Genomic DNA, 24,475 nt, shown 5'->3' on the forward strand with positions numbered 1-24,475 from the left:
CTTATCTCTTTTTCATAGTTTAGCATATAAAATTTTCAATAGTGAGGTAAAATGTTTATCAATTTTGGTGATATACCAAAAAACCATAATCTCTTTTTGGATTATCTATATGAATTTGAAAATGTAGCAGAGTTTTACAAGTATAATTTCAGAGATAAGGAAAAATATTCTGAAGTCTTTAGAGCAGTCTTAAAAAAGAAAACCAATTCGAATTTTAATATTTCTGATTTGATTTCTAACCAATATGAAACTTTTAATTCCGCATCAGAAAAAACAAAAAATAACATTAAGTTTCTCCAGCAACCAAAAACTTTAGCTGTTGTTACTGGTCAGCAGCTTGGAATTTTGGGTGGACCACTTTACACATTTTATAAAATAATTACAGCAATAAAATTAGCTTCAAATCTTAATGAGAGATACACTGATTACAATTTCGTCCCTGTTTTTTGGATGGAAAGTGATGATCACGATTTTAATGAAGTTCATCAGATAAATATTTTGAATAATGAAAACAATCTTGTAACAATTAAATATAAAGATGATGTTAGTGATGATGAGATTCGTTCAAGTGTTGGTAATTTAATATTTGATGAATCACTTAATGACTTTTTTAATCAGCTTGAATTAAATCTGAGAAATACAGAATTCAAAGGGAAAATAATTTCAAAGCTGAAAGAAATTTATCAGACAGGAAAAACATTCAAGCAAAGTTTCCGCGAACTACTTTTCTGGCTATTCGACGAATATGGTTTGGTAATTTTTGATCCATCTCAGGATGAAGTTAAGAAAGTTTTGAAGCCAATATTTCTTAATGAAATTAATAATTTCAGAACGCACACTCAAAAACTTGTTTATGTAAGTGCTACACTTGAGGAAGTATATCACGCACAAGTGAAAGTGAAACCAGTCAATTTGTTTTATCATATAGAAAATGGAAGATATGCTATAGAACCAGTTGATGAGATTTTTAAGTTAAGACGAAAGAGAAAACAATTCACAAAAGAAGAAATCATTCAGGAAATTAATGAGCATCCGGAAAGATTTAGCCCAAATGTATTACTTAGACCGATTACTCAGGATTATCTTTTCCCCACTGCATTTTATGTAGCCGGACCAAGTGAAATTTCATACTTCGCACAAATTCATCCTTTATATGAATTCTTTGATATTGAGCCGCCAATTATTTATCCGCGCTCATCTGCTACACTTGTAGAAAAATCTGTGTTAACTTTTATGGAAAAGTATGATCTTTCAATGAGAGATGTAATTCTTGGCGTTGATCATTTGAAAGAAAAAATTCTTTCATCAGTTGCAGAGAACAATATTGATTTGATCTTTGAAGATGCTACGAAAAATTTAAATCTGATTTTCGATGATCTTAAAGAAAAACTTTCTGCAGTGGATAAAACAATTTCTGATTCAACTGGCAGATATCGAGAGAAAGTTTTGTTCTCGCTTAATGAATTAAAATCCAAAGCTGAGAAGGCACATGAATCACGATTTGAAACGATTTTAAGACAAATATCAAAGCTTTCAAATCTTTTATATCCGAATGAAAACCTACAGGAACGCGAGTTAAATTATTTTTACTTTGCAAATAAGTTTGGTGAAGAATTTTATAAAAAGCTTTTTGAAGAATTGTCAATTTCTGAATTTGAACATCAGGTAATTGAAATCTGATTTTACTTTTGAAGGACTAATTTATTATTGCTTCTATTTGTTCGTAGAAATTTGGATTGGAAATTCCGACACACTCAATTCCTTCGACAGTACATTCATTTCCAATTAACATCGATAAAACAGAAAAAGCCATTGCAATTCTGTGATCGTTAAATGAGTTAAAACTCCCTTGTATATTTTTAAATTTACCAGAGACTCGAAAACCATCAGGAAATTCTTCAACCTCTAGTCCGGTTAATTTAAGATTCTCACAGATTGCATTTATTCTGTCTGATTCTTTAAAGCGTAACTCTTCACAATTTCTGATTTCGAAATCACCTTCAGCAAAAATTCCGGCTACACTCAAAATCGGAATTTCATCTATTATGTTTGGAATGACCGAACTATCAATCGAAACATTTATTAAATCTGAAGAACGAACAATTATATCTCCATAAGGTTCATTGCTTGATTGTTTTTCATTTTCAATTTTTATATCAGCATTCATTTTCTTCAGAATGTCAAGAAATCCGGTTCGTGTTGGATTGAGAGAAACATCTTTGATTACCAATTCCGAATTTTTAGTTAAGAGACCTAACACAATAAAAAATGCTGCAGAAGAAATATCACCAGGAATAAAATAATCTTTTGCAGTTGGATAAAATTTATCAGACGAAGATATAACTTTCAGATTTTCAGATTCATTAAACGGTAAACCAAGCATTCGTTCAGTATGATCTCGTGTAATAAATTTTTCAATCACTTTTGTCTTTTCACTCAAATGTAAACCGGCTATCAGTATTGCACTTTTAACCTGAGCACTTGCAACAGGTAATGTGTACTCGATAGCTTTTAATGAATTGGAAGGAAATATTTTTATAGGTAAAGTTGAATTTACTGATTCAATGTTACCACCCATCAGAGTCAACGGCTCTATTATTCTTTTCATTGGTCTTCTGGAAAGTGATTCATCGCCAATCAATTCAGATGGAAAATTTTGAGCTATCAACAAACCGGATAGTAATCTTGCAGTAGTACCTGAATTACCACAATCTAAAAAAGAGTTTGGAGCATTAAATTTTCTTTTTCCCTTTCCCACAACAATCAATTTATTTTTATCATTTATAAAATTTACTCCTAATTGACTGAATATTTTTTGAGTTGATTTAACATCCTCACTTAAAGAAATATTCTCAATTGATGATTTACCTTCTGCCATTGAAGAAAAGAAAATTGCACGATGTGAAATTGATTTGTCACCTGCGAAATTCAATTCACCTTTCACAGAATTTATTTTTTGAAAATATCTTTTCATTTGCTGCACCAAAGTTCAATGAGTTTTTCTAATTCAGAATGATTCAGTTGTGGCTTATCATACTTACCCTTTCCGATTCTTTGCCTTGCTGCTTCATAAAGAATAATTGCAGCAGCAACAGAAACATTAAGACTTTGTACCATTCCAAACATAGGAATCATTATTCTTTCATCGGCTGATTTCTCTGCTTGTTCAGAAACTCCACGATGTTCATTACCAAGAACTATTGCGACTTTTCCGGTAAAATCAATATCATAAATACTTTTTGAATCATTGCTAATCGAGGAGGCAAAAATTTTAAATCCATTTTTTCTCAGTTCGGAATAACAAGAATCAATTGAAGTAAACTTTTGTCTTTCAACCCATTTGAATGCAGATGCAGAAGATTTTTTTCCAATCTTTGGGAATTTTTCTATTGTATAAACGAGAGAAACTTTTGGAATACCAACCGCATCGCAAGTTCGGAAAATTGCACTTACATTGTGCGGATCATGAATATTCTCAAGCACAACCATTAAATCATACTGGCGTCTTTTAAGTGTATTAGTAATCTTAATTAATCTTTTTTCAGATTTAAATTTTTTCACAACAGAAACAATTATTAAATGATAAATGGATTAAGATGTTAATTAACTTTTATGAAAAATTAATTTGTAAATGATAGTATCTTCTTCTTTCCTTGCTTTATCAAGTTTGAATTTATCTTTTGGAAGCTTGAGATAAAATGAAGCCAGTTCAAGAATTTTTTCAAGAGCAGTTTCTTCATCGTGAGCCCAGCTTTCACATCCTTTGATTGAAGGGATTTCAGCAGAGTAACCATCAATAGCTTTTTTAATTACAATATCAACAACCATCAATAACCTGAATTTGCCTTTTCGCCTTGAATAATTTTTACACCACTGCTTGTTCCGATTCTGCTTGCACCAGCAGCAATCATTTTTAATGCATCATCTTTTGAGCGAACTCCACCACTTGCTTTAACTTTTAATTTTCCTTCAACTGTAAAATTCATTAAAGCAACATCATAAATGGTGGCACCACCTTTTGAAAAACCTGTTGAAGTTTTTACAAAATCAGCTCCTGCTTCTTTGCTAAGTATTGATGCAATAAATTTTTCTTCATCAGTAAGAAGACAGGTTTCAATAATTACTTTTGTTAAAACAAGACTTCTTTTAGCGATGTGTGTAATTTTTTCAATTTCATTAAATACATAATCATAATTTTTTGATTTAAGTTGTCCTATGTTTATTACCATATCAATTTCTTCTGCACCATCAGCAATTGCGGTTTCTGCTTCCTGTAATTTTGTATTTGAATGATTTGCACCAAGTGGAAAACCTATCACTGTGCAAACTTTTACATTTGTTTCTTTAAGTTGATTAAAGCAAAAATCAACCCAACAGGGATTCACACAAACCGAAGCGAAATCAAATTCTCTGGCTTCATCACAAAGTTTTTTAATTTCTATCTCTGCGGCATCAGGTTTAAGTAGTGTGTGGTCAATCATTTTAGCAAGTTCTTTGTCGCTGACTTCAGGCAGTTTCAATTCTTCCTGAAAAGATATTTTAAATTCATTAAGTTTTTCAGATATCAATTTATCATTTATAACTTCTGAGAGATTCTTCATTCTATTCACCATAAAGTTTATATGCTTTGTAAGTGTTGCTAAGCAGCATTGCAATTGTCATTGGACCAACACCACCCGGAACCGGAGTTATGTATGACGCTTTAGGAGCAACTTCATCAAATGCCACATCACCAACTATCCGATAACCTTTTGAAGATGATTTATCTTCAATGCGATTTATTCCTACATCTATTACAACTACACCATCTTTTACCATATCACCTTTAATCAATTCAGGTTGACCAATTGCAGCTATCAGAATATCCGCTTGCTTTGTGTAATATGAAAGATCTGACGCTGCAGAATGACAAACTGTAACAATTGAATTTGCATAATCATTTTTCTGAAGCATAAGATTTGCAATTGGTTTACCTACAATGTTACTTCTTCCGACGACGACAACATGTTTACCTCGTGTGTTGATGTAATATCTTTTCAGCAATTCCTGAATTCCTGCAGGTGTACACGAAACAAAAGTTTCTTTACCAATAACAAGGTTCCCAACACTCATCGGATGAAAACCATCAACATCCTTTTGCGGAGAAATGGCTTCGATAATTTTATTTTCATTGATATGTTTTGGCAAAGGGAGTTGCACTAATATTCCGTGATAATCTTTATCAGAATTATACTTTTCAATTACATCAATCAAATCTTTTTCATGAAAAGTCGCTGGAAATTTTTCAACTTTGGTTCTCATTCCTATTTCTTCGCACGCTTTGCTTTTACTTGCAACATAAATTTGTGATGCCGGATTATCTCCAACAATTATTGCAACAAGTCCGGGAACATTTTTTCTCTCAGCTTTTAGCTTATCAATTTTTTCTTTTAGTTCTTTCCGGATATCCGATGCTATTTTTTTTCCATCAATCAATTGCATTTTATTTCTCACTAATATTCTAAGTTATATTTTTTATTAAGATAAGTTTTAAGTCTCTTATCATTTTGAATTTCATCCGCAAAAGGATTTGAATTCTGCCAACCTGTTTTACCTTCGTTGCGAAATTTTTCTAATCGTCTGAGACTAATTTCGCAAAAAACAGGATCTATATCTATTGTAAAACATTTCCTTTTCAGTTTTTCTGAAGCGATTAAAGTCGTGCCTGAGTGAGCAAAAAAATCAAGGACGATATCATTCTTTTTGCTACTGGCTTGAATAATTCTTTCAATTGCTTTTAATGGCTTCTGTGCATAACAGCCATTAACATTTTCTTCCATTCGATAGAAGACTTGTTGGATATCAATCCAAACATTTCCTGCACGAATATTTTCTGATTTACTTCTCTCAATATTTTCAGTAACTCTTCCGCTGACATTTTTATAATAACCTTTTAATACTTTTGGAATATCTGTGTATTCAGCTTCAACATTAAAATAAGGATTGCCTTTCGTGTAAAATAATAACTCCTGCCTGATTGACATCCAGTTTTTTTGTGTGCCAAATCCCCTTTGATTACGCATCGTTATAAAACTTCTGGATTTGAATTTTGTCGATGACATCATCTCGATGAAAGAGCTTAATGGTTGAAAATTATTTTTCTGATCAGCCCCAAGCCAGATGTAAAGTGAAGAATCTGCTTTGAGATATTCGTATGTAATTTCAATCCATTGTTTGCTCCATTCTATAAAATTAGTTACATCAGATTTCTGAAATGCGATAAAATTATAAGGTGGATCGTGAATAGCTAAAGCAGCTTTTTTATTTTCAAAAAGTTTTTTTACAAAATTTTTATCAGTTGAATCTCCGCAAGCAATTCTGTGACCTGATTTCTCATCAATCCAAATTGTACCTTCAGAAAATCTGCAATATGGTAAAAGCAGATTTTTTAATTCATCATCTTTATCAAGTCTTGGAAGAGGATGTTTCAGCATCTTGTTTGTTTGCTATCTTTTCAAATTCCGGAAAAAAAATTCTTTCCAGCTCAAGAGTTTTTCCGGTTTCGGAATCAACCTTAAAGAACATACCGCAAAGATGAACATTATCTTTCGCAGTTTCATACTTTTGCGGAGTCTGATACAGAAAACGATTTATTGCTGCTACAGTTTTCATACCGATCACAGAATCATAAGGACCAGTCATCCCAACATCTGTTATATAACCAGTTCCGTTAGGCATTATTCTTTCATCAGAAGTTTGGATATGTGTATGAGTACCAACAATACAACTAACTTTTCCATCCAGAAAATTTGCAAGAGCCATTTTTTCTGCAGTTGCCTCTGCGTGAAAATCAATAAAAATAATTTTAGTTTCATTCTTCACTTTCGAAATTACCCATTCAGCACTTCTGAATGGACAATCAATTGCCGTCATAAATGTTCTTCCCTGCAGATTAACTACAGCAACTTTTCCTTTGGAAGTTTCCCAGATAATATAACCGTTACCGTGAGTACCTTTCGGATAATTTAACGGACGAAGTGAACGAGGTTCTGTCTTTAAATATTCCTGCGAAGGATGTTTATCCCAGGTATGATTTCCGCCAGTAATAACATGCACGCCTAAGTCAAAAAGTATTTTTGCTTCTTTCTCAGTACAACCTTTCCCGTCGGCAACATTTTCTCCATTACAAATTACAAGATCAGCTTTGTATTTTTGAATAAGACCTGGTAAAAAAGTTTGTGTAATCTCGAGTCCCGGATTACCAATAATATCGCCAATAAACAGTATGTTAACAGAAGACATGATTTTCTTTTTTTTGAATATAAATATATCTAAATGTTAGTTATTTTTAAGCTGAGTAATGAAAGTTAGTTGAGTGGAAATCGCTTATGGCAGAAATAGAAATTCAAAAGACAGTTAATGAAATTGTTGAAATGGTATCTCATCTGATTCAATTACCAGAAACAAAGATGTGGATTGATTATGATAAAAAAGCGGATACATTATATATAAGTTTTAAGCGACCACAAAAAGCTACCGAAACTGAAATGCTAAGTGATGGCATATTGCTGAGGTATAGAGACAATCAGCTTGTTGGAGTTACTGTTCTGGAAGCATCTAAAAGATAATATCATAAGATTAAATTGGATATAAAGCTTTCACAACAACAGATATTTAATACCTGTTTCACAGTAGTTGATGTTGAAACAACAGGACTTTCAGCTAGGAATGAAAGAGTAATTGAAATAGCTCTGGTTAAAGTAAAGAATCTAAAAATTGTTGAAAAGTTTTCTACACTAATAAATCCTCAACGACCTATTCCATCATTCATTTCGATGTTTACAGGAATTACCAACTCTGATGTAAAAGATGCTCCATTGTTTCATCAGATTTTTACTGTGATACTTGAAAAGACAGAAAATTCGGTTTTGTGCGGACACAATCTTCAATTCGATTTGTCTTTCCTGCGAAATGAAGTTCAATTACTTGGTGATGATTTCAATCCTGCTCATACTTTATGTACACTAAAGTTAGCAAGAAAATTATTTCCACACCTGAAAAGCAGATCACTTGGACCTCTAGCTCATCATCTGAATATTAAAGCTAAAAATTCCCATCGTGCTTTGGGTGATGCTGAAACCACAGCAAAAGTCTTGATTAAGCTGATTAAGCATCTTCAAGAAAATGAGGACATAAACACTCTTGATGAACTTCTTGCCTATCAAAGTGGAATTAAAACACTTCAGAGTTTAAAGATTAAAAAAGAACTTCAGAATGATTTTTATAATCTGCCAAATGCGCCGGGAATATATTATTTCCTCAACAATAAAAATGAAATCATATACATCGGAAAAGCTAAATCGCTGCGTGAGAGAGTTAAGAGTTATTTTTCTGCAAATGCTGATTCAAGAGTCAGGAAGATTATCCGGCAAGCAAAGCGACTTCATCACGTAATTACTAATTCAGAATTAACTGCACTGCTTGCAGAAGCCGAGTCGATAAAAGTAAAAAATCCAAAACATAATAAAATGTTGAAGGGATATGGGAATAAATATTTCATCAAAGTTTTAAGAAATAAATCAGCGCCACATCTTGATATCACAAACAAATTTGATTTCGATGGTTGTGATTATTTTGGTTTGTATCATTCGAAAAGAGATGCACAAAAAATTGTTGAATTCATTAATAAGACTTTTGCGATACGGGAATGTGATGACAAAGAATATTTGAAATCACGTCCGTGTTTTCTTTTTGATATTCAAAGATGCACTGCACCCTGTCTTGGGATTGAAACAAACTTATCCCGACACAATGAAGAGCTGGAAGAAGTTTATCGTTTTCTGAACGGCGAAAATCAGCACGCAATGAATCGACTTCTGAACAAAATGAAATTTTACTCTGAACAACAGATGTATGAAAAAGCTGCAGATACAAAACACCTGATAGATTTTTTAATGGAAGAAATTCATAAATCTTCTTTACTTTCTGAACCAATCAATAAAGCTAAAGTACTGATTGAGATACTTTCTCCATTGGGTAATGATTATCTGGTTCTTTTTGAAGGAAAGGTTTTTATAAAAGGTTATTTATATGATAATAAAAATAAGTTTGAAGAAATTTTAGATGACTTTTATTCAGATACAATTCATACTGATTATTTGCCATCAGAAGAAGATTTGGAAAAATTAAAAATTGTACTACAATGGTTAATCAAAAACAGAAATCGTGTTAAAGTTTACTATCTGAAGGATTACAAAACCAGGCAGGAACTTTTTAACAAAATTAATAATTCAGTTTATACTGAAGAAGTTATTGATAATAACTGCAAAGACCCCATTTATGATTTTAATATCTGATCGAAATGACCAACAGAAATCAGCAACTCAATAAAATTCTTAATGATACTAAATCAGGTTCATCAAAAATTTTGTTGCACTTGCAGAAGCATATTCTGCAAAATCTCAATGACAAAGCATACATTAAAAAAATTATTACTAAAGCTGATATTCATTTAAGTCATTTTGCCTCTGTAAAAAATTTTTTGAAAGAATTAAAAACTAAATTGAATTTATCTGATTCTTCTCAGCTAAAAGAATTTTTAGAAAATGCAATTTTAAGTCATTCAAAAGAAATAGAAGATTTATTTGAATCGAATAAAAAATATCTTAGTAAATTTAAGACTGTAACAACTTTGTCTTTCAGTAAGACTCTGCTTGAGGTTATGAAACTTTGGTTTAATCTAAATCCTGAAATGAAAATTTTTATTCTCGAATCAAGACCAAATTTTGAAGGCAGATTATTCGCTAAAGAATTAATCAGAATTGGATTTAGATGTGAGTTGCTTGTTGATGCGATGATGAATTATGCTGTAAGAAATTCTGATGCGGTGTTAATTGGTGCAGATCAGATTTTGGAAAATGGAAATGTCGTGAATAAAATCGGAAGTTATCCTCTTGCTCTTTGTGCAAATGAAAACAAAAAACCTTTATTGGTAATTACCACAAAAGATAAATTCATTAATTCAGATAAATTCGTTCCTAAAGAGAAATCCGAATCAGAAGTATGGAACTTTAGACATAGAAAATTAAAGTTAACAAACTTCTACTTCGAAGAAATTCCTAAAGAGTTAATTACTAAAGTTATCAGTTAGATTATTTAGCTTGGGATTTAGAGAAGTTTTTCAAAATAGCTTTGTTGTTGATAAATATTGAAAGAACAATAATATCAGATTGAAATTAATTTCCTGCTTTTGTAATTGAATCTTAGTGTCAGCATAATAGCAGAACAAGAAAGACCAATCAACAAACCAATCCAAACTCCAATTACACCAAGTCCGAATTTAAATCCGAGCAAATAACCCACCGGCAGACTTATTACCCAATAAGCAATGAATGTAATAACAGTAGGACCTTTTACATCGGTAAGTCCGCGTAGAATACCAATTCCCACTGCCTGAATTCCATCGGATAATTGAAACAACGCAGCAATGACAAGTAGCTGAGATGCAATCTGAATAACAACCTCATCACGAATGTAAATGTATGGCAAATAATTTCTGAAGAGAATGAAGACTAAACCTGAAACAGTCATCCACATCATTCCAAGAATGATTGCTGTAAAACCATTTTTGCGAACGAGATTTATGTTTTGTTCACCAACAGAATTTCCGACTAATATTCCACCTGCCTGAGAAATTCCAAGTACTCCCATAAATGATATGGAAGCCAGAGAAATTGCAATCTGATGAGCTGCCAATTCATTTGCACCAATCCAGCCAATCATAACAACCGCAAAAGAGAATGCTCCGACTTCAAAGAAATACTGAAAGCCGCTGGGCAAACCAACGCTCAATATTTTTTTAATTACAGGAAAATTTATACTCTTAAAATGAAATGAAACATCATATATTCTGAATCGTTTATTTTTCATAACAAATATTAAAAGTGATAATGCCATAAACAATCTGGAAATGAAAGTTGCCCATCCGGCACCATCAAGTTCCAATCTTGGGAAACCTAGTTTGCCAAAAATTAAAACCCAGTTAGCAAAAACATTTATAAAATTTGCAGCAAGAGTAATAATCATTGCAGGACGCATAATTGAAAGTCCCTCAATGAATTGTTTGTATGTTTGAAAAATCATCAATGGAAATATCGAAAGTCCGACAATAATCATATATGATTTGGCTTTCTGCTGAACTGCATAAGACTGACCAAGAAGATGAAGATAATTTACTCCTGCTAAAATTATCAGGAAGACAATCAGTCCCATCGCAAGATTAACAATCAAAGATTGTCTGAAATAAATTCCACATTCATCTAACTTTTTTGCACCGACAAGGATTGCAACAAGCGGGGTAACAGCAACTGAATTTCCGATTGCAATAATCAGAACAAGAAATATCAAGCTATTGCTAAGTGATGCTGCAGCAAGCGGAACAGCACCAAGCTCTCCAACCATAATGCTATCAACTACTCCCATCATTATCAAACCAAGCTGTCCGATAATTACAGGATAAGCTAATGATAAAGTTTTAACTATGTGACTCTTATTTTCTTTAAAGAATTTTATCATAATAATTTCAAACAAAAATACTTTTATTCACTGACTTAATAAAAAACCCCGACATTTGTCGGGGCTTACCTTAACCAACCAATGAGAGGTATTATTAGGAGGGAAAATCATTTCAGTTTGTTTTCAAGATAATGATGATAAAATTTTTCACACATTCTTTTTACTCTTTCACTGTTATCAAACCTGATTGCCTGTTTGATTGCATATATTCCACGGGAATCATTAATCTTCAGCAATGACAAAGCTGCCAGTATTCTTGCATCATCAGAATCTTCTTTATGAAGCATTGACAATAATTCAATTACAGCTTCATCAGCTTTAAATTCACCAAGCAGGAATGCAGAACTTGTTCTCAAACCGTAGTTATCAGATTTTATTCCCACCATAAGATTTTTAATGATAGCTTCCCTGTTAACAGTAGATTTTTTAACGGGAGAATTTGTACCAAATGTGATACTGCAAAAACCTGTAACAATAAATACAACAAAAATTAAAAGAACATTTTTCATAGCGACCTCCTGTAATGAAATTAATTTCTGATGTAATTATAATGTGTAAACAATAACTGCGATAGCGATTATTGACAGAAGGGTTTAGTGAGTGATGAAGGATTGAAAATCAGATATGAAATTATCTTTGTTCCGGCTTACCGAATTTTAGAGAATTATAAATTGTAAACCGAAGATTATTCTTTGATGATAAATCTTCTATTTCTTTAATTGAAGGTTTACGAATTTCTTCATTAGAGAGTTTTGCAGAAAGCAACCCTTTTTTTTCACCCGCAAAGATGAAGAATTCATTTGCTGAACCTAAAATTCCCGCAAAAAGGAAAAGTGTTAATATTAAAGCTAAAAAAGTTCTCATAGTCTAAGCATAGTTTTGAAAGGCGGTTGCAAGATTATCAAACCAATAATCAAAATCAAGATTAAAGATATTTGTTTTAATTAGTCCATTTGAAAATTTTTGTGCAGGAGAAAAAATGATTATTCCAAATCCTTATATAAATTCATTCATAAAAACTCTTCGAAATAAAAGAGCTGATTTTATTCCACTCGCTGAACTCGGTGTTCATCCCATAATAAAAGAAAAATTTATTGGAAAAAAAATTTTGAATGTATCAGATGAAATTGAATTCTGGTACAAAGCCGGTTATGATTATGTTAAACTTCAGCCAATAGTTGATTTTAATCCTGCAAAGATCAACTTAGATACAAACCTTACTTATAATGATGATGGAACAGTTTTCAGAAAATGGGCTTCAGAAAGCAGTGGAGTAATAACTTCTTTAAAAGAATTTGAAGAGTATGTTTTTCCGGCAATAGATGAAATCGATTACAAAAGATTTGAGGATGCTGTAAAAAATCTTCCTGAAGGTATGGGAATCGTTGGACAATATGGTGATATTTTTACAATGACCTGGGAAATGATGGGCTTCGAAAATTTTTCTTTAGCTTTATTCGAAGATGATGAACTAATTAAAATGATTAATGATACAGTCGGAAGCATTGTTCTGAGTATGTTTGAAAATATGTCGCAGTTAGACGAAGTGAAAGCTCTGTGGTACAGTGACGATATTGCCTATACGAATGGACTAATGGTCTCACCTGAAACTTTAGATAAATACTTTTTTCCCTGGTTAAAAAAAATTGGAGAGATAGCTAAATCTGTGGACAAACCATTGATATATCACAGTGATGGAGTATTATTTGATGTAATGGACAAGTTAATTGATTGCGGAGTAAATGCTTTACACCCGATTGAACCTAAAGCAATGGATATAGTAGAAGTTAAAAAGCGTTTTGGAAACAAGCTTTGTTTGATTGGAAATATTGATGTTGATTTACTTGCCAGAGGGTCTAAAGAAGAGGTGATTAAAAATGTTTTGTTCAATATTGAAAAAGTTGGTGTGAATGGCGGATACTGTGTCGGTTCAGGAAATTCAATTCCTGAGTATGTTAATTTAGAAAATTACATTGCTATGATTGAAACCGTAAAATCTTATCATTATTGATTGCTTAAATAATCATCAACAACTTTTCTGATTACTTTGATATGCTCCGGAGTAGTACCACAGCAACCACCAATGATATTAATTCCAATCGCAAGAAAGCTTTTGACAAAGTTTGAAATTACTTCAGGAGTTTCTGAGTAAACAATTCTTCCATCAATCGTTTCGGGTAATCCTGCATTTGGTTGAACGAGCAAAGGAATATTATGCGAGTAATCCCGAAGTTCTTTAACTAAATCAATCATATTATTGTAGCCACCACCACAATTAACACCTATTACATCAACGCCAAGAGTTATCATAGCTTGCAAAACATCTTTTGAAGTTGAACCCATCATTGTTCGGTATTCACCAGAAGTGTTTCTGTCAAAAGTAAAGGAACAAATCAATGGCACATCGGCAAAACTTCTGGCTGCTTTTATTGCACATTCAGCTTCATCAATATCATAAAATGTCTCAATAAGAATTGCATCAACCCCACCATCAATCAAAGCTTTTATCTGATTCGTAAAAGATTCGATTAATTCTTCTTCTGATACATCACCTGTCATTAAAAATTTACCGGTTGGTCCTACAGAGCCCATAACAAGTTTATCAACAGCAGCTTCTCTTGATATCTCAGCAGCAAGTTTATTTAATTCATAAGCTTTATTCTCAAGATTGTAATGAGAAAGTTTTATCGAACTTCCACCAAAACTGTTTGTTGAAATAATATCTGAGCCGGCATCAATATAGCTTTTTGCAATTTTTAAGATTTCCTCTCTGTTCGTTTCATTCCATAGTTCGGGACACTCACCTGTTCGCAATCCAAGCTTGAATAATTCTGTTCCCCACGCTCCGTCGGAAACAATAATTTTTTTAGTTTCTAATTGTTCGAAAAATTTTTTCATCGTTTTATTCCTTAATCAGATTTTCTCCGATAGCAAAATTCATCATCGCAAATTTCGCAATGATAATCTTTTCTGATAAGATTAAAAGCTGCTCCATAAATTCCGCTAACAGATTTTATCGGCAACATTAATGAACTTTCCGTCAAGTGAACTCCGCAAAAGTCTTTTGGTAAAAGTGAAAATAATTTCTGTTGTTCACTTACTGACCATCCACAGTAGCCCGGACTGTATCTATGAGTCATATTATAATTATTAATTTCCAACTCATTCTGAATTTGAAGTTCAAGTAAATCTGCTGTCAACTCCACCAACTCGGATGCAATTCTATCAAGTATAAATGCAGATATCGTATCTCCGTCTGAGACTAACTCCTGTACTTTTTCTTCCAGTCTGTTTCCAACTGTGCAAACAAAAAGAAAAATATCCGAGACATCTTTCAAATCACGATAAATGATTGGACCTAAATTAAATTCAATATTATCAATAATCAGAATATTTTTTTGAAATGAGATATGCTTTGCGTCTATGTATTTATATCCTGCAACAGATTTGCAATTCTCAATTAAGAATGGATAAAGATAATGATAAGTATCTTTTAGAAGAGAAACATTTTGAGTCGAAAAATCTCTGAATGCTTCAATAAGTTTTTCTTCATTAAAATTCAGTTCATCAAAACTGAAAAAATATTGATTGATATCTTTAATCAATTCAAACTAAAATTTTTATTCAAATAATCGAGCATTCCCTGCGGATCCGGAGAATAAAGATCTGCTTTAATTTCATCAGCAAATTTCTGATTGAGTGGTGCACCACCAACTGCAACAGGAATTTCGGGGAAATCATTTTTTATATCTCTCACTATATCTTTCATATTAATCATTGTCGTTGTGAGCAATGCAGATAATCCAACTGCTTTGATATCATAATGTTTCAGTGCATTGATAATCTTTTCAGAACTTACATCAATTCCAAGATCAATCACCTCCCAACCACCGCCTTCAAGAACCATTTTAACAAGATTTTTTCCGATGTTATGCAAATCTCCTTTAACTGTTGCCAGAATAACTTTTCCTTTTAATTTCAAATCTCCTTTTACAATGTAAGGTCTTAATATTTCCATCGCTGCGTTCATAGCTTTGGCAGATATCAAAACATCGGGAATGAAAATTTTTCCGTCGCGGAATTTTTCTCCAACTCTGCTCATTCCAACAAGCAATGCATTATCAAGTATTGTTTTTGGTGCGATGTTTCTGGAAAGTAGTTCAGCTAATAATTCTTCAACACCTGGTTGATCTATCATATCAGAAGGAAATTTTGAGGATAGATTTACTTTGCCGCGCTCTATGCATAAAGCAAGCTGAGCTAAATAGTAATTCTCATCAAATGATGGATTCATATTAAAATTAAATTATTAATAATCATCTATCACAAACATAACTATTGCAATCTCAAAAATTCTATACGACGATTCTTTCTTTTATTCTCTTCTGAATTATTTGGTGCAACAGGACGATCAGGTCCGTATCCTTTCGTTTGAATCCTTTCTGGTTCAATTCCTCTTTTAACTAACCAATCTTTAACTGCTTTTGCGCGGCGGATTGATAGCTCAATATTACTCTTTCTTGAGCCGACATTATCTGTGTGACCGCTGATCTCAACAACCATTTCAGGATAATTCTTCAAAGTTGTGTATGCATTCCAAAGCGCTGGTTCAGACTCAGGTTTTATAATGGCTTTATTCTTATCAAAAGTAATTCCTTCAAGAACAATTGGAACTCCAACTTCAATAACTTCTTTCTTCTTAATATCATCCTTAGGATTCAGTGGATTTGTATCATTTGCAATCTCTGTCCCATCATCAATTCCACCTTCATCAGTATCTAATTTATTTGGATCGGATTTGTAAACATTAACTTCTTCGAAATCACTTAAAGTATCTCCATCACTATCACCTAGTGTCGGATCAGTTTTGAAAAGAAGGACTTCATCTCCGTCAGTAAGTTTATCTCCATCAGTGTCTTTTTCCAAAGGATTTGTTTTATGAACTAATACTTCATCTCCATCAGACAGCCCATCATCATCAGTGTCTTTATTATTTGGATTTGTTTTATTAACAAAAATTTCTTCATAATCAGATAGGCCATCAGAATCTGAATCTGTCTTTAGCGGATCAGTTTTATACACAAAAATCTCTGTTCTGTCATCGATTTGATCGAGGTCAGTATCAGTTGAAACCGGATTTGTTTTATAAACGAAAATTTCATCGTAATCATTTAACCCATCGTTATCAGAATCAACAATTAATGGATTAGTCTTATATATTTTTACTTCATCGCCATCAGAGATTTTATCACCATCTGAATCAGGATTTTTTATATCAGTACCGAGTTCCTGTTCTTCACATTTAGTTAATCCATCATTATCACGATCAGATTGGCAGGTTTCGCCTCGCCAACTTACTCCGATTGATATATTAAAATATCCATCCCAAAGAAAATTATTTTCGCCCCAGTATCCATCAAGGTCTAAAGAAGATGAAAGTGCACCACCAAAAGAAATATCATAAACAAACTTTTCTGACAATACAAATTCAGCACCTACACCGAACGGATAAATTCCGGTCCAACCTTTTAGCTTGGGATTAACAGGACTAGGAATATCCGGACTCTTGGTTACTTCATAATACATCAAACCAATGCCAAGATAAAAATAGGGATTCCAGTTAGGTTTATTTGTTGGAACAATTCTTAGTCTTAAATCTATTGGTGTTATTGAAGATTCAAATGAACCATTGACGACATCTTTCTTTTTATCATAAGCTCTTCCTGCATAGAAACCGTGTCCAACATTAATATGAAGCTCATTGGTTTTTGAAATTTCATATCCATAAAATGCCTGAAATAAATGAGAGAATTTGAACCACTTGAATGATAAATCATCGTTTCCAAAAATTCCGAAGTTTGTAAACTCATTTTGAGGGAACAAAAGATTTGACCTTATACCTATTTTATGTCCCCAATGCTTAAAATTATCCTGAGGTAAAGCTACTTCGTAGAATAGAATAAAAAATAAAAGTAAAAAAATTTTTTTCATTATATATGTTCCCTCACAAAACTAGAATGAAAAAAGATATTATATATGATAGCAAATATATTAAAGCTTAATGTTAAGCTTTAATTATTCAGATAATTTTCAAAGTAAGTTCTTTTAGTTCTAATAATTATGCCATCAAAAAATCAAAATTTTACAAATTTTTTGCGACTTATCAGATGACTTTCTTTCCATTTTAAAAATAAGTTTTGAAAAAATACAAATTTACTCCTCATAATAGTTGACAAATCTTAAAGTAAAATTTAATTTTGAACAGCACTGTCATTGAGGTCTTTTGATTTTCTAATTTCAGCACGTTCAGTAAAAATTTTATAACAAATTAATTTGGAACGATGCTTTATGATTCAACTATTTAAATATAATAGAGTTATCACCTACCTGTTAAAAAATATCTGGAATTTGTTCAATTAATATTATGAGAGGGCGCTATGCTTAATTGTAAAGGATATTTTTATCCAACATAGCTTTATTGAATATTCCGTAACATCTTTAACTCTTTATCTAGAAATTAAGCTGTCGAGGAAAAAAATCTAATTCTGAAATTTTATTATTAAACATATCAGACAGCTTATCCCATCAAATCAAAAATTAATTCTATCCAATCATAAGAGGGCAAAAGCTATGAGAAAATTCTTAACTTTTCTATCCATACTGATATTATTATTGGTCAGTATGAATGTTTATGCTCAGGTAAGTAGTATGACTTTCAGCTCTTCATCAGGAACATACTCAGAAATAACCGGAGGAACTTTACTCGGTTCAACCACATCTGATGACCAATATTTTGTTGACCCTGGAGTTCCTTTAGGTGGAACAACCAGAACTGGTCCTGGATTCCCAATCGGTTTTGATTTCGTAATCAACGGAAATACTTTCGATAGATTCGGTGTTAACAATAATGGCTGGATTTCATTAGGCAAATCAGCTCTTTCACCTTCTGTTGATATGAATACAACTAGCGCTTATACTCCTTTATCTTCTACAGCATCTAATACGCCTCCCGAGCTAAGAACAAGAATAGCAGGTTTAGGAAGAGACTTACAAGCGCAAACTGGAGCTGAATTAAGATATGAATTATTAGGTACTGCTCCTAACCGAACTTTGGTTATACAATGGAAGGGTTATAAAAAGTATGGAACCTCGGGCACTGGTGATAATTATAATTTTCAAATCAGATTAAACGAAACCAGCAACACCGTTGAAATTGTATATGGTACGATGACAAATAACGCTACTTCGACTACAGTCCAGGTAGGTATTGGCGGATCTACAGCAAGTGATTTTAACAATAGAACAACAACTACCGATTGGACTGCCTCAAGTCCGGGTACAACTAATTCAGCTTCAATGACTTTATCAAGTACTGTTTTTCCTCCATCAGGTTTGACATATTTGTGGCAACCACCTGCTCCAGTTGATTTAGGTGCTATCGCATTAATTTCTCCTCCGAATTTGGAATGTTTTAGTTCCACTGAAACAGTAACCATAAGAATTCAGAATTTCGGCTCAGCCACGATTGATTTTTCTGTAACCCCTGCAACAGTAAATGCCTCTGTTACCGGACCAAATCCACAAACATTTTCTCCTGTTGTTTTGAATTCAGGAACTTTAGCTCCCGGTGCAACACAGGATGTTACTATCACTACAACGTATAATATGAGTGCATTTGGTACATATACTTTTAATGCAAGTACGAGTATAAGCGGAGATGGTAATTCCGGAAATGATGCAATGGGCCCACAGACCAGAACAAATGTTTCACCTGCTTCTTTTCCTGAATTTGTGGATTTCACTGGCTTTAATGGTACAAATTTAACCACAGTTTTTCCAAACTGGAAGGAAGCTTCCGGCGCTTCACCAAGTGGTACAAGTTCATTATGGACATCGCAAACAGGATTAGGTGGAACGGGTAACATTACAGCTAGAATAAATCTATATACAACTTCACGAAATGAATGGATAATTGGTCCAAAGATTATACCTCAATCAAATACAGTATTGAAATTTAACGCTGCTGTTACAAATTGGAATTCTGTTACTGTTCCTGATACAATGGGCTCGGATGATAAAGTTCAAGTAATGATAAGTACGGATTGCGGACTCAGTTGGAATTCAATTTTTACAATGGACGCAACAACTGGTTTGACAAATACATTAACACAATTTACAATACCCCTGGGAGCTTATTCAGGTCAGCAAATAAAAGTTGCTTTTTATGCTACTGACGGACCGATTGATGATCCTCAAGATTATGATTTTCATCTTGATGATATTTACATCGGAGGTCCTTCACCTGATAACCCAAATTCTTTTGCTGCTAATCCTTTAAGTTCATCACAAATTCAATTAACCTTCACAACAAACAGCAGTAATAACAATGTTGTGATTGTCTGGAATAATACTGGAACTTTTACAGTACCATCAGGCACTCCGCCGTCAATAGGTCAACCATTTGCAGGTGGTACATTACTATATAATGGGATTGTATCTCCAGTTAATCACACAGGATTAACACCTAACACACAATATTTTTACAAAGCTTTTTCTTATGACGGTTCATTATATTCTCCCGGATTAACAACATCTGCAACAACTCTGTGTGATCCGGTAACAACGCTCAATGAAAACTTTGATGCGGTAACTGTACCGGCATTACCTGGATGTTGGTATAAAGTTGGTTCGGGAGGCTCTGCGTCTACTCAAGCATCAAATGCAAATTCATCACCAAATTGTCTCTATATCTATTCAGGTAGCACAACATCATTAGCAGTAGTCTCACTACCTCCATTAAGTAACGCTGGTGCCGGCACACATAGATTAAGATTTTTTGCAAGAGCTAATTTCACTGTTGGTGGTGTTATTCAAATTGGTTATTTAACCAATCCAAATGATGCAAACAGTTTTGTTAAAGTTGATTCAATAATTGCAAACTCGCTGACATATCAACAGTTCACTAAATTTTTGGGAACTGCACCTGGTTCCAATCAGGTATTGGCATTCAGACATTCCGGGTCACCAGCCAATAGCGTCCTGATTGATGATGTTGTTTGGGAACCTGTACCTGTCGGTCCACCAAATCCTGCGATTGTTGTTTCACCTGCTGATAGTGCTAGTAATGTTGCTGTAAATACATCTTTACAATGGCAAAGTGGTGGTGGAGCACCTGAAACAGGTTACAGAATTTATTTTGGTACAGACGGTGGTGGAGTTACACCTCCAACAAATATTTTAAACAATATAGATTTAGGATTGGTAACATCTTATACTCCAGCTTCTCCACTAGGTTATAATACAACTTACTATTGGATGATTGTTCCTTATAACGGCAGTGGAAATGCTACCGGCACGCCAATCTGGAGATTTACCACAATGCCTGATCCAACAATCACACCACCTTATGCTCAGGACTTTGAAGGTACATTCCCTCCAATGAACTGGACGAGATTTACTGGATTATTAGCAGATACATCCATTCTTACTTCCACAACATCTGGTTGGATACAGGATGATTGGAGAAATATAACCTCGCCAGTAAACAAAGCTGCCAAATTAAATATTTGGTCAACTACAACTAAATACTGGTTGGTAACCCCACCAATAAATCTAGGTAGCGGTTCAACAAATTATCAGATTGAATTTGATTTGACTCTGAACGCATATAATACTTCTAACCCTCCCGGAACTTCTGGTGTTGATGATAAATTCGCAGTGGTAATTTCAACTGATGGTGGAACAACTTGGTTATCTGCAAATACACTTAGACTCTGGGATAATGCCGGTTCACCGTATGTTTATAACAACATAAATTATCTGGGCGAACATATCGTCCTGAATCTTACCGGTTATACTGGTATTGTAAAAATAGGGTTTTACGGTGAATCAACTGTAAGCAATGCTGATAACGATTTAATGATTGATAATTTTGAGGTTAAAGAGGTTCCGACTACACCTTTATTTACGATTAGTCCGACATCAAAAGATTTCGGAACTGTTATTTCAGGTAATACAGTTTCTTCTAATTTTACAATTACTAATACTGGTGTTGGTACCTTGACAATCAATTCCGGCGGAATAACTTTAACCAGCACTAATGCAAATCAATTCAGTTTGGGAAGCATTACATATCCGATTAATCTTTCCAACGGTCAAAGCACTCAAATTACAGTTAATTTTTCACCAACAAGCGCAGGTGTTAAAACAGCTAATCTCCAGATCGTGCATAATGCTCCTGGTTCTCCGGCTGTTGTTCCTTTAACGGGTAATGCTTTACCTGCAGGAATATTATTTGAAGACTTTACAGGAACAACTTTCCCACCGGATGGCTGGATTGCAGTAAATAATGATGGTGGTACAAAGAATTGGGTAAGAAATACTGGCAATTTTAATTCGTCACCAGCTTCTGCTTCTTCTAGTTGGGAATCTTCCACATTAAGAAACAATGACTGGTTAATCACTCCAAAGTTGGTAGTATCATCCGGAGATTCGATAATATTCTGGATAAGTGCTGCATCCACTAACTGGACAGAGGAACTTGTAGTTAAAGTTGGAACATCTAACGACCCAAATGGAAGCTGGGTAACTCTGGACTCTATTTTAACAAATAATACGGGTTGGGAAAGAAAAGCATATAGCTTATCAGCTTTTGCAGGTCAGAATGTTTATGTAGCATTTGTAAACAGAGGGCTAGATGAATTCACAGTTTATATTGATGACATAGTAGGTCCGCAGGTTTATATTCCTGCTGTTGATGTCGCTTTACAAAGCTTCTATCAATCAAGTGGATTACCTGTACCAAGAGGCATTGCTCAATTTGAGGATTACAATATTTATATTAAGCAAAATGAAAATTCAAGCAAGAAAGAACCTGTAGAGGTACTGTCAAATTCAAATACTGGTGTAAAAGCAAGCAATTCAAATAATACATTACTAGTTGAAAATTCCAATATCCCATTCGAACTCAATAATATCCAAATTAAAGCTGCTGTTAAAAATTTAGGTCAAAACTCAACTAATTATTCAATCAATTATTCTGTTGGTGGTGTTAACCAATCTCCATACAGCGGTCCGTCAATTAATCCCGGTCAAACAGATACAGCTACAATAAACTACTCTCCGACTGCTACTGGTACATTTATTACTGCAGGAACAGTTTCAGCCAGTGGTGATGAGGTCCCGGGAAATGATTCAAGAGAATTCAGGATGAGAGTATATCCTGACTCATACACCAGAACCATCTATGACAGAGGTGATAATATTGTTGATACCTGGGTTGGTTGGGCTGATAGTACAATCAGAATGAAAGCTGGTGTAAGATTCACTGCTCCTTCTGAGATAAAATTAGCTGGTGTTGATTTCATTTGCAGAACAGAAGCAGTTAGCAATGGATCATTTGAAGTTCAGGTTCGTGCTGCTGGTGATTCTTCCGGTGCACCTGGTGCAGTCCTCTACACTCAGGTTTATTCAGCCAACGATTACTTTGCCGGTGCTGGTGATTATATCTTCTTCCCATTTGGTAATGATGCACCAACAATTGCAAGTGGTTCTGATTATTGGATTACTGTTAAAGCTCCGTTAGGTGTTCTTTATCCCGGTGCTGTCCATAACACAGGATTTACAGCTGGTAGAAGCTTCTATGAAGATTTTACCGATACTACTGTTTGGATTCCTTTAGTTATTACTACTGAAAGAGCCTGGATAATGAGAGCAGTTCATATTCCGGCTGCAGCTACTTTCCAACTTACAGTTAATGTATCAAATGGTTGGAATATGGTATCAGTACCTGGTTTGCATCCTGTTGATCAGAATGTTACTACCTGGTGGTCTGGTAAAGACCCTGCTGCAAATGTATTTAAGTTCCAGGGAGCTTATCAACCTGTCACTACTGTTCAGCCCGGTCTTGGTTACTGGATGAAACATCTTGGTGCTAATACTTACAACACAGGTGATGAATGGCCTGCTGGCGGTATCAATATCGTTCCTCACGATCCTCTTACTGCTGCTGCCGGATGGAATCTCATCGGTGGTTATGAGTTCTTAGCTCCTACTTCGGCTCTTACTACTACACCATCCGGACTTATCTCTGGATTTGTCTATGGTTACACTCCTGGCACTGGTTATCAGGTTGCCAGTGACCTTGTGCCTGGCTATGGCTACTGGGTTAAACTTACTGCTGCTGGTCAGATTAATGTTAATCCAGGTCCTAAAGCCAACTTCAAACTATCTGACTTTATCCCTGATGACTTCGGTAAGATTATCATTACTGATAATGCAGGTAAGTCTTATACTCTCTATGTTGCTCAGGGTAAACAGGCTCAGAAGACTTCTCTTGATTTATTCGAACTTCCTCCTGTGCCATTTACAGATATGTTCGATGTAAGATACACATCGGGAAGATTTGTTGAAGATTTGGGCAGTGCAATGAAGACAATACAGATGCAGGGAGTTGAATATCCTGTAAGAGTAAGAGTAGAAGGAATGATGCTTAGGATAACAGATGAGACAGGAAAAGCAATAAATGAGAGAGTTAAGTCAGGCGAAGAGATAACAATCAGCAACTCACAGATAAGCAAGTTGAATGTGATGAGTGATATAATACCTGATAAGTATTCACTTGAGCAGAATTATCCGAATCCATTCAACCCAACGACAACGATAGAGTTCTCGTTGCCGGAGGATGTAGAAAATGTAAGATTGACGATATACAATGCATTGGGAGAGAAGGTAGCAGAGTTAGTAAACGGCAAGATGGAAGCAGGTAGATACAGATATCAGTGGAATGCTGGAAATGTTGCTACAGGATTGTATATCTATGAACTTAAGACTAACAAATTCTCTTCTGTTAAGAAGATGATGTTGTTGAAGTAATTTTTTTCAAACCCGAACTGCCAGAGCAGCAGTTCGGGTTTAATTTTTA

Annotated in this window: 20 protein-coding genes; 6 read left to right on the top strand and 14 right to left on the bottom strand. The window is 34.0% G+C overall.

The annotated features are described in order from the left end of the window. Nucleotides 1–51: 51 nt before the first annotated feature. Nucleotides 52–1,680, top strand: coding sequence for a bacillithiol biosynthesis cysteine-adding enzyme BshC (gene bshC, locus Q0X14_RS03770; protein ID WP_297842622.1), 1,629 nt, complete (start codon nucleotides 52–54; stop codon nucleotides 1,678–1,680). Nucleotides 1,681–1,696: 16 nt separating this feature from the next. Here bshC and aroA read toward each other — a convergent pair whose 3' ends face one another. From aroA to Q0X14_RS03805, 7 genes are all read right to left on the bottom strand, one after another. Next, nucleotides 1,697–2,974, bottom strand: coding sequence for a 3-phosphoshikimate 1-carboxyvinyltransferase (aroA, locus tag Q0X14_RS03775; RefSeq protein WP_297842624.1), 1,278 nt, complete (start codon nucleotides 2,972–2,974; stop codon nucleotides 1,697–1,699). Then, nucleotides 2,971–3,561, bottom strand: a complete 591-nt coding sequence (locus Q0X14_RS03780; RefSeq protein ID WP_297842626.1) for an RNA methyltransferase — start codon at nucleotides 3,559–3,561, stop codon at nucleotides 2,971–2,973. The genes aroA and Q0X14_RS03780 overlap by 4 nt, the downstream gene beginning before the upstream one ends. A 42-nt stretch (nucleotides 3,562–3,603) precedes the next feature. Next, a complete protein-coding gene (locus Q0X14_RS03785; protein ID WP_297842629.1) occupies nucleotides 3,604–3,828 on the bottom strand; it encodes a hypothetical protein in 225 nt (74 codons plus the stop codon). After that, entirely contained in the window at nucleotides 3,828–4,481 is a 654-nt protein-coding gene (gene deoC, locus Q0X14_RS03790) for a deoxyribose-phosphate aldolase (protein WP_366522796.1), read from the bottom strand. The genes Q0X14_RS03785 and deoC overlap by 1 nt, the downstream gene beginning before the upstream one ends. A gap of 121 nt (nucleotides 4,482–4,602) precedes the next feature. Then, entirely contained in the window at nucleotides 4,603–5,481 is an 879-nt protein-coding gene (gene folD, locus Q0X14_RS03795; RefSeq protein WP_297842633.1) for a bifunctional methylenetetrahydrofolate dehydrogenase/methenyltetrahydrofolate cyclohydrolase FolD, read from the bottom strand. A gap of 11 nt (nucleotides 5,482–5,492) precedes the next feature. Beyond that, nucleotides 5,493–6,473: a site-specific DNA-methyltransferase gene (locus Q0X14_RS03800; RefSeq protein ID WP_297842635.1), complete on the bottom strand. Its 981-nt coding sequence runs from the start codon at nucleotides 6,471–6,473 to the stop codon at nucleotides 5,493–5,495. Next, nucleotides 6,445–7,281 carry a TIGR00282 family metallophosphoesterase gene (locus tag Q0X14_RS03805; RefSeq protein ID WP_297842638.1) on the bottom strand — a complete coding sequence of 279 codons (837 nt, stop codon included), beginning with the start codon at nucleotides 7,279–7,281 and terminating at the stop codon, nucleotides 6,445–6,447. The genes Q0X14_RS03800 and Q0X14_RS03805 overlap by 29 nt, the downstream gene beginning before the upstream one ends. Nucleotides 7,282–7,367: 86 nt before the next feature. On the opposite strand from Q0X14_RS03805, the gene Q0X14_RS03810 reads away from it, so the two are divergent. Genes Q0X14_RS03810 through Q0X14_RS03820 form a run of 3 tightly spaced genes read left to right on the top strand, consistent with a single transcriptional unit; the run spans nucleotide 7,368 to nucleotide 10,129 of the window. Continuing rightward, nucleotides 7,368–7,607, top strand: a complete 240-nt coding sequence (locus Q0X14_RS03810) for a DUF2283 domain-containing protein (protein ID WP_297842641.1) — start codon at nucleotides 7,368–7,370, stop codon at nucleotides 7,605–7,607. A gap of 15 nt (nucleotides 7,608–7,622) precedes the next feature. Then, nucleotides 7,623–9,335 carry an exonuclease domain-containing protein gene (locus Q0X14_RS03815; protein ID WP_297842644.1) on the top strand — a complete coding sequence of 571 codons (1,713 nt, stop codon included), beginning with the start codon at nucleotides 7,623–7,625 and terminating at the stop codon, nucleotides 9,333–9,335. 5 nt (nucleotides 9,336–9,340) lie between these two features. Beyond that, complete coding sequence (locus tag Q0X14_RS03820; protein WP_297842646.1) at nucleotides 9,341–10,129, top strand: hypothetical protein; 789 nt, start codon at nucleotides 9,341–9,343, stop codon at nucleotides 10,127–10,129. Nucleotides 10,130–10,203: 74 nt separating this feature from the next. Here the strand turns inward: Q0X14_RS03820 and Q0X14_RS03825 are convergent, their stop codons facing one another. The 3 genes from Q0X14_RS03825 to Q0X14_RS03835 all read right to left on the bottom strand — a co-directional run bounded on the left by Q0X14_RS03825 (nucleotide 10,204) and on the right by Q0X14_RS03835 (nucleotide 12,417). Further along, complete coding sequence (locus tag Q0X14_RS03825; protein WP_297842650.1) at nucleotides 10,204–11,553, bottom strand: MATE family efflux transporter; 1,350 nt, start codon at nucleotides 11,551–11,553, stop codon at nucleotides 10,204–10,206. Nucleotides 11,554–11,660: 107 nt separating this feature from the next. Then, entirely contained in the window at nucleotides 11,661–12,062 is a 402-nt protein-coding gene (locus Q0X14_RS03830) for a HEAT repeat domain-containing protein (protein ID WP_297842653.1), read from the bottom strand. 121 nt (nucleotides 12,063–12,183) lie between these two features. Next, on the bottom strand, nucleotides 12,184–12,417 hold the full coding sequence (locus Q0X14_RS03835; RefSeq protein WP_297842655.1) for a hypothetical protein: 234 nt from the start codon (nucleotides 12,415–12,417) through the stop codon (nucleotides 12,184–12,186). A gap of 115 nt (nucleotides 12,418–12,532) precedes the next feature. Here Q0X14_RS03835 and Q0X14_RS03840 point away from each other — a divergent pair, with 115 nt between their 5' ends. Further along, complete coding sequence (locus Q0X14_RS03840) at nucleotides 12,533–13,564, top strand: uroporphyrinogen decarboxylase family protein (RefSeq protein WP_297842657.1); 1,032 nt, start codon at nucleotides 12,533–12,535, stop codon at nucleotides 13,562–13,564. Here Q0X14_RS03840 and Q0X14_RS03845 read toward each other — a convergent pair. From Q0X14_RS03845 to Q0X14_RS03860, 4 genes are read right to left on the bottom strand one after another with little or no spacing between them, the layout of a single operon-like run. Further along, the gene (locus Q0X14_RS03845; RefSeq protein WP_297842659.1) at nucleotides 13,558–14,451 is read right to left on the bottom strand and encodes a homocysteine S-methyltransferase family protein; all 894 of its coding nucleotides are present in this window, start codon (nucleotides 14,449–14,451) and stop codon (nucleotides 13,558–13,560) included. The genes Q0X14_RS03840 and Q0X14_RS03845 overlap by 7 nt on opposite strands. A gap of 11 nt (nucleotides 14,452–14,462) precedes the next feature. Beyond that, on the bottom strand, nucleotides 14,463–15,158 hold the full coding sequence (locus Q0X14_RS03850; RefSeq protein ID WP_297842662.1) for a vitamin B12 dependent-methionine synthase activation domain-containing protein: 696 nt from the start codon (nucleotides 15,156–15,158) through the stop codon (nucleotides 14,463–14,465). Beyond that, entirely contained in the window at nucleotides 15,155–15,847 is a 693-nt protein-coding gene (locus Q0X14_RS03855; RefSeq protein ID WP_297842665.1) for a cobalamin-dependent protein, read from the bottom strand. The genes Q0X14_RS03850 and Q0X14_RS03855 overlap by 4 nt, the downstream gene beginning before the upstream one ends. Nucleotides 15,848–15,888: 41 nt before the next feature. Further along, complete coding sequence (locus Q0X14_RS03860; protein WP_297842668.1) at nucleotides 15,889–17,544, bottom strand: OmpA family protein; 1,656 nt, start codon at nucleotides 17,542–17,544, stop codon at nucleotides 15,889–15,891. A 639-nt stretch (nucleotides 17,545–18,183) separates the two neighbouring features. On the opposite strand from Q0X14_RS03860, the gene Q0X14_RS03865 reads away from it, so the two are divergent. Beyond that, entirely contained in the window at nucleotides 18,184–24,426 is a 6,243-nt protein-coding gene (locus Q0X14_RS03865; protein WP_297842672.1) for a choice-of-anchor J domain-containing protein, read from the top strand. The last annotated feature ends 49 nt before the right edge of the window (nucleotides 24,427–24,475 follow it).

Source organism: Ignavibacterium sp., assembly GCF_025998815.1.
In the GTDB taxonomy this organism is placed as follows: domain Bacteria; phylum Bacteroidota; class Ignavibacteria; order Ignavibacteriales; family Ignavibacteriaceae; genus Ignavibacterium.

What these genes read in the sequence shown, in the direction of transcription:
- bshC (WP_297842622.1), top strand. Translation starts at nt 52, where the DNA reads ATGTTTATCAATTTTGGTGATATACCAAAAAACCATAATCTCTTTTTG.
- aroA (WP_297842624.1), bottom strand. Translation starts at nt 2,974, where the DNA reads ATGAAAAGATATTTTCAAAAAATAAATTCTGTGAAAGGTGAATTGAAT.
- Q0X14_RS03785 (WP_297842629.1), bottom strand. Translation starts at nt 3,828, where the DNA reads ATGGTTGTTGATATTGTAATTAAAAAAGCTATTGATGGTTACTCTGCT.
- deoC (WP_366522796.1), bottom strand. Translation starts at nt 4,481, where the DNA reads ATGATTGACCACACACTACTTAAACCTGATGCCGCAGAGATAGAAATT.
- folD (WP_297842633.1), bottom strand. Translation starts at nt 5,481, where the DNA reads ATGCAATTGATTGATGGAAAAAAAATAGCATCGGATATCCGGAAAGAA.
- Q0X14_RS03800 (WP_297842635.1), bottom strand. Translation starts at nt 6,473, where the DNA reads ATGCTGAAACATCCTCTTCCAAGACTTGATAAAGATGATGAATTAAAA.
- Q0X14_RS03805 (WP_297842638.1), bottom strand. Translation starts at nt 7,281, where the DNA reads ATGTCTTCTGTTAACATACTGTTTATTGGCGATATTATTGGTAATCCG.
- Q0X14_RS03810 (WP_297842641.1), top strand. Translation starts at nt 7,368, where the DNA reads ATGGCAGAAATAGAAATTCAAAAGACAGTTAATGAAATTGTTGAAATG.
- Q0X14_RS03820 (WP_297842646.1), top strand. Translation starts at nt 9,341, where the DNA reads ATGACCAACAGAAATCAGCAACTCAATAAAATTCTTAATGATACTAAA.
- Q0X14_RS03825 (WP_297842650.1), bottom strand. Translation starts at nt 11,553, where the DNA reads ATGATAAAATTCTTTAAAGAAAATAAGAGTCACATAGTTAAAACTTTA.
- Q0X14_RS03830 (WP_297842653.1), bottom strand. Translation starts at nt 12,062, where the DNA reads ATGAAAAATGTTCTTTTAATTTTTGTTGTATTTATTGTTACAGGTTTT.
- Q0X14_RS03835 (WP_297842655.1), bottom strand. Translation starts at nt 12,417, where the DNA reads ATGAGAACTTTTTTAGCTTTAATATTAACACTTTTCCTTTTTGCGGGA.
- Q0X14_RS03840 (WP_297842657.1), top strand. Translation starts at nt 12,533, where the DNA reads ATGATTATTCCAAATCCTTATATAAATTCATTCATAAAAACTCTTCGA.
- Q0X14_RS03845 (WP_297842659.1), bottom strand. Translation starts at nt 14,451, where the DNA reads ATGAAAAAATTTTTCGAACAATTAGAAACTAAAAAAATTATTGTTTCC.
- Q0X14_RS03855 (WP_297842665.1), bottom strand. Translation starts at nt 15,847, where the DNA reads ATGAATCCATCATTTGATGAGAATTACTATTTAGCTCAGCTTGCTTTA.
- Q0X14_RS03860 (WP_297842668.1), bottom strand. Translation starts at nt 17,544, where the DNA reads ATGAAAAAAATTTTTTTACTTTTATTTTTTATTCTATTCTACGAAGTA.
- Q0X14_RS03865 (WP_297842672.1), top strand. Translation starts at nt 18,184, where the DNA reads ATGAGAAAATTCTTAACTTTTCTATCCATACTGATATTATTATTGGTC.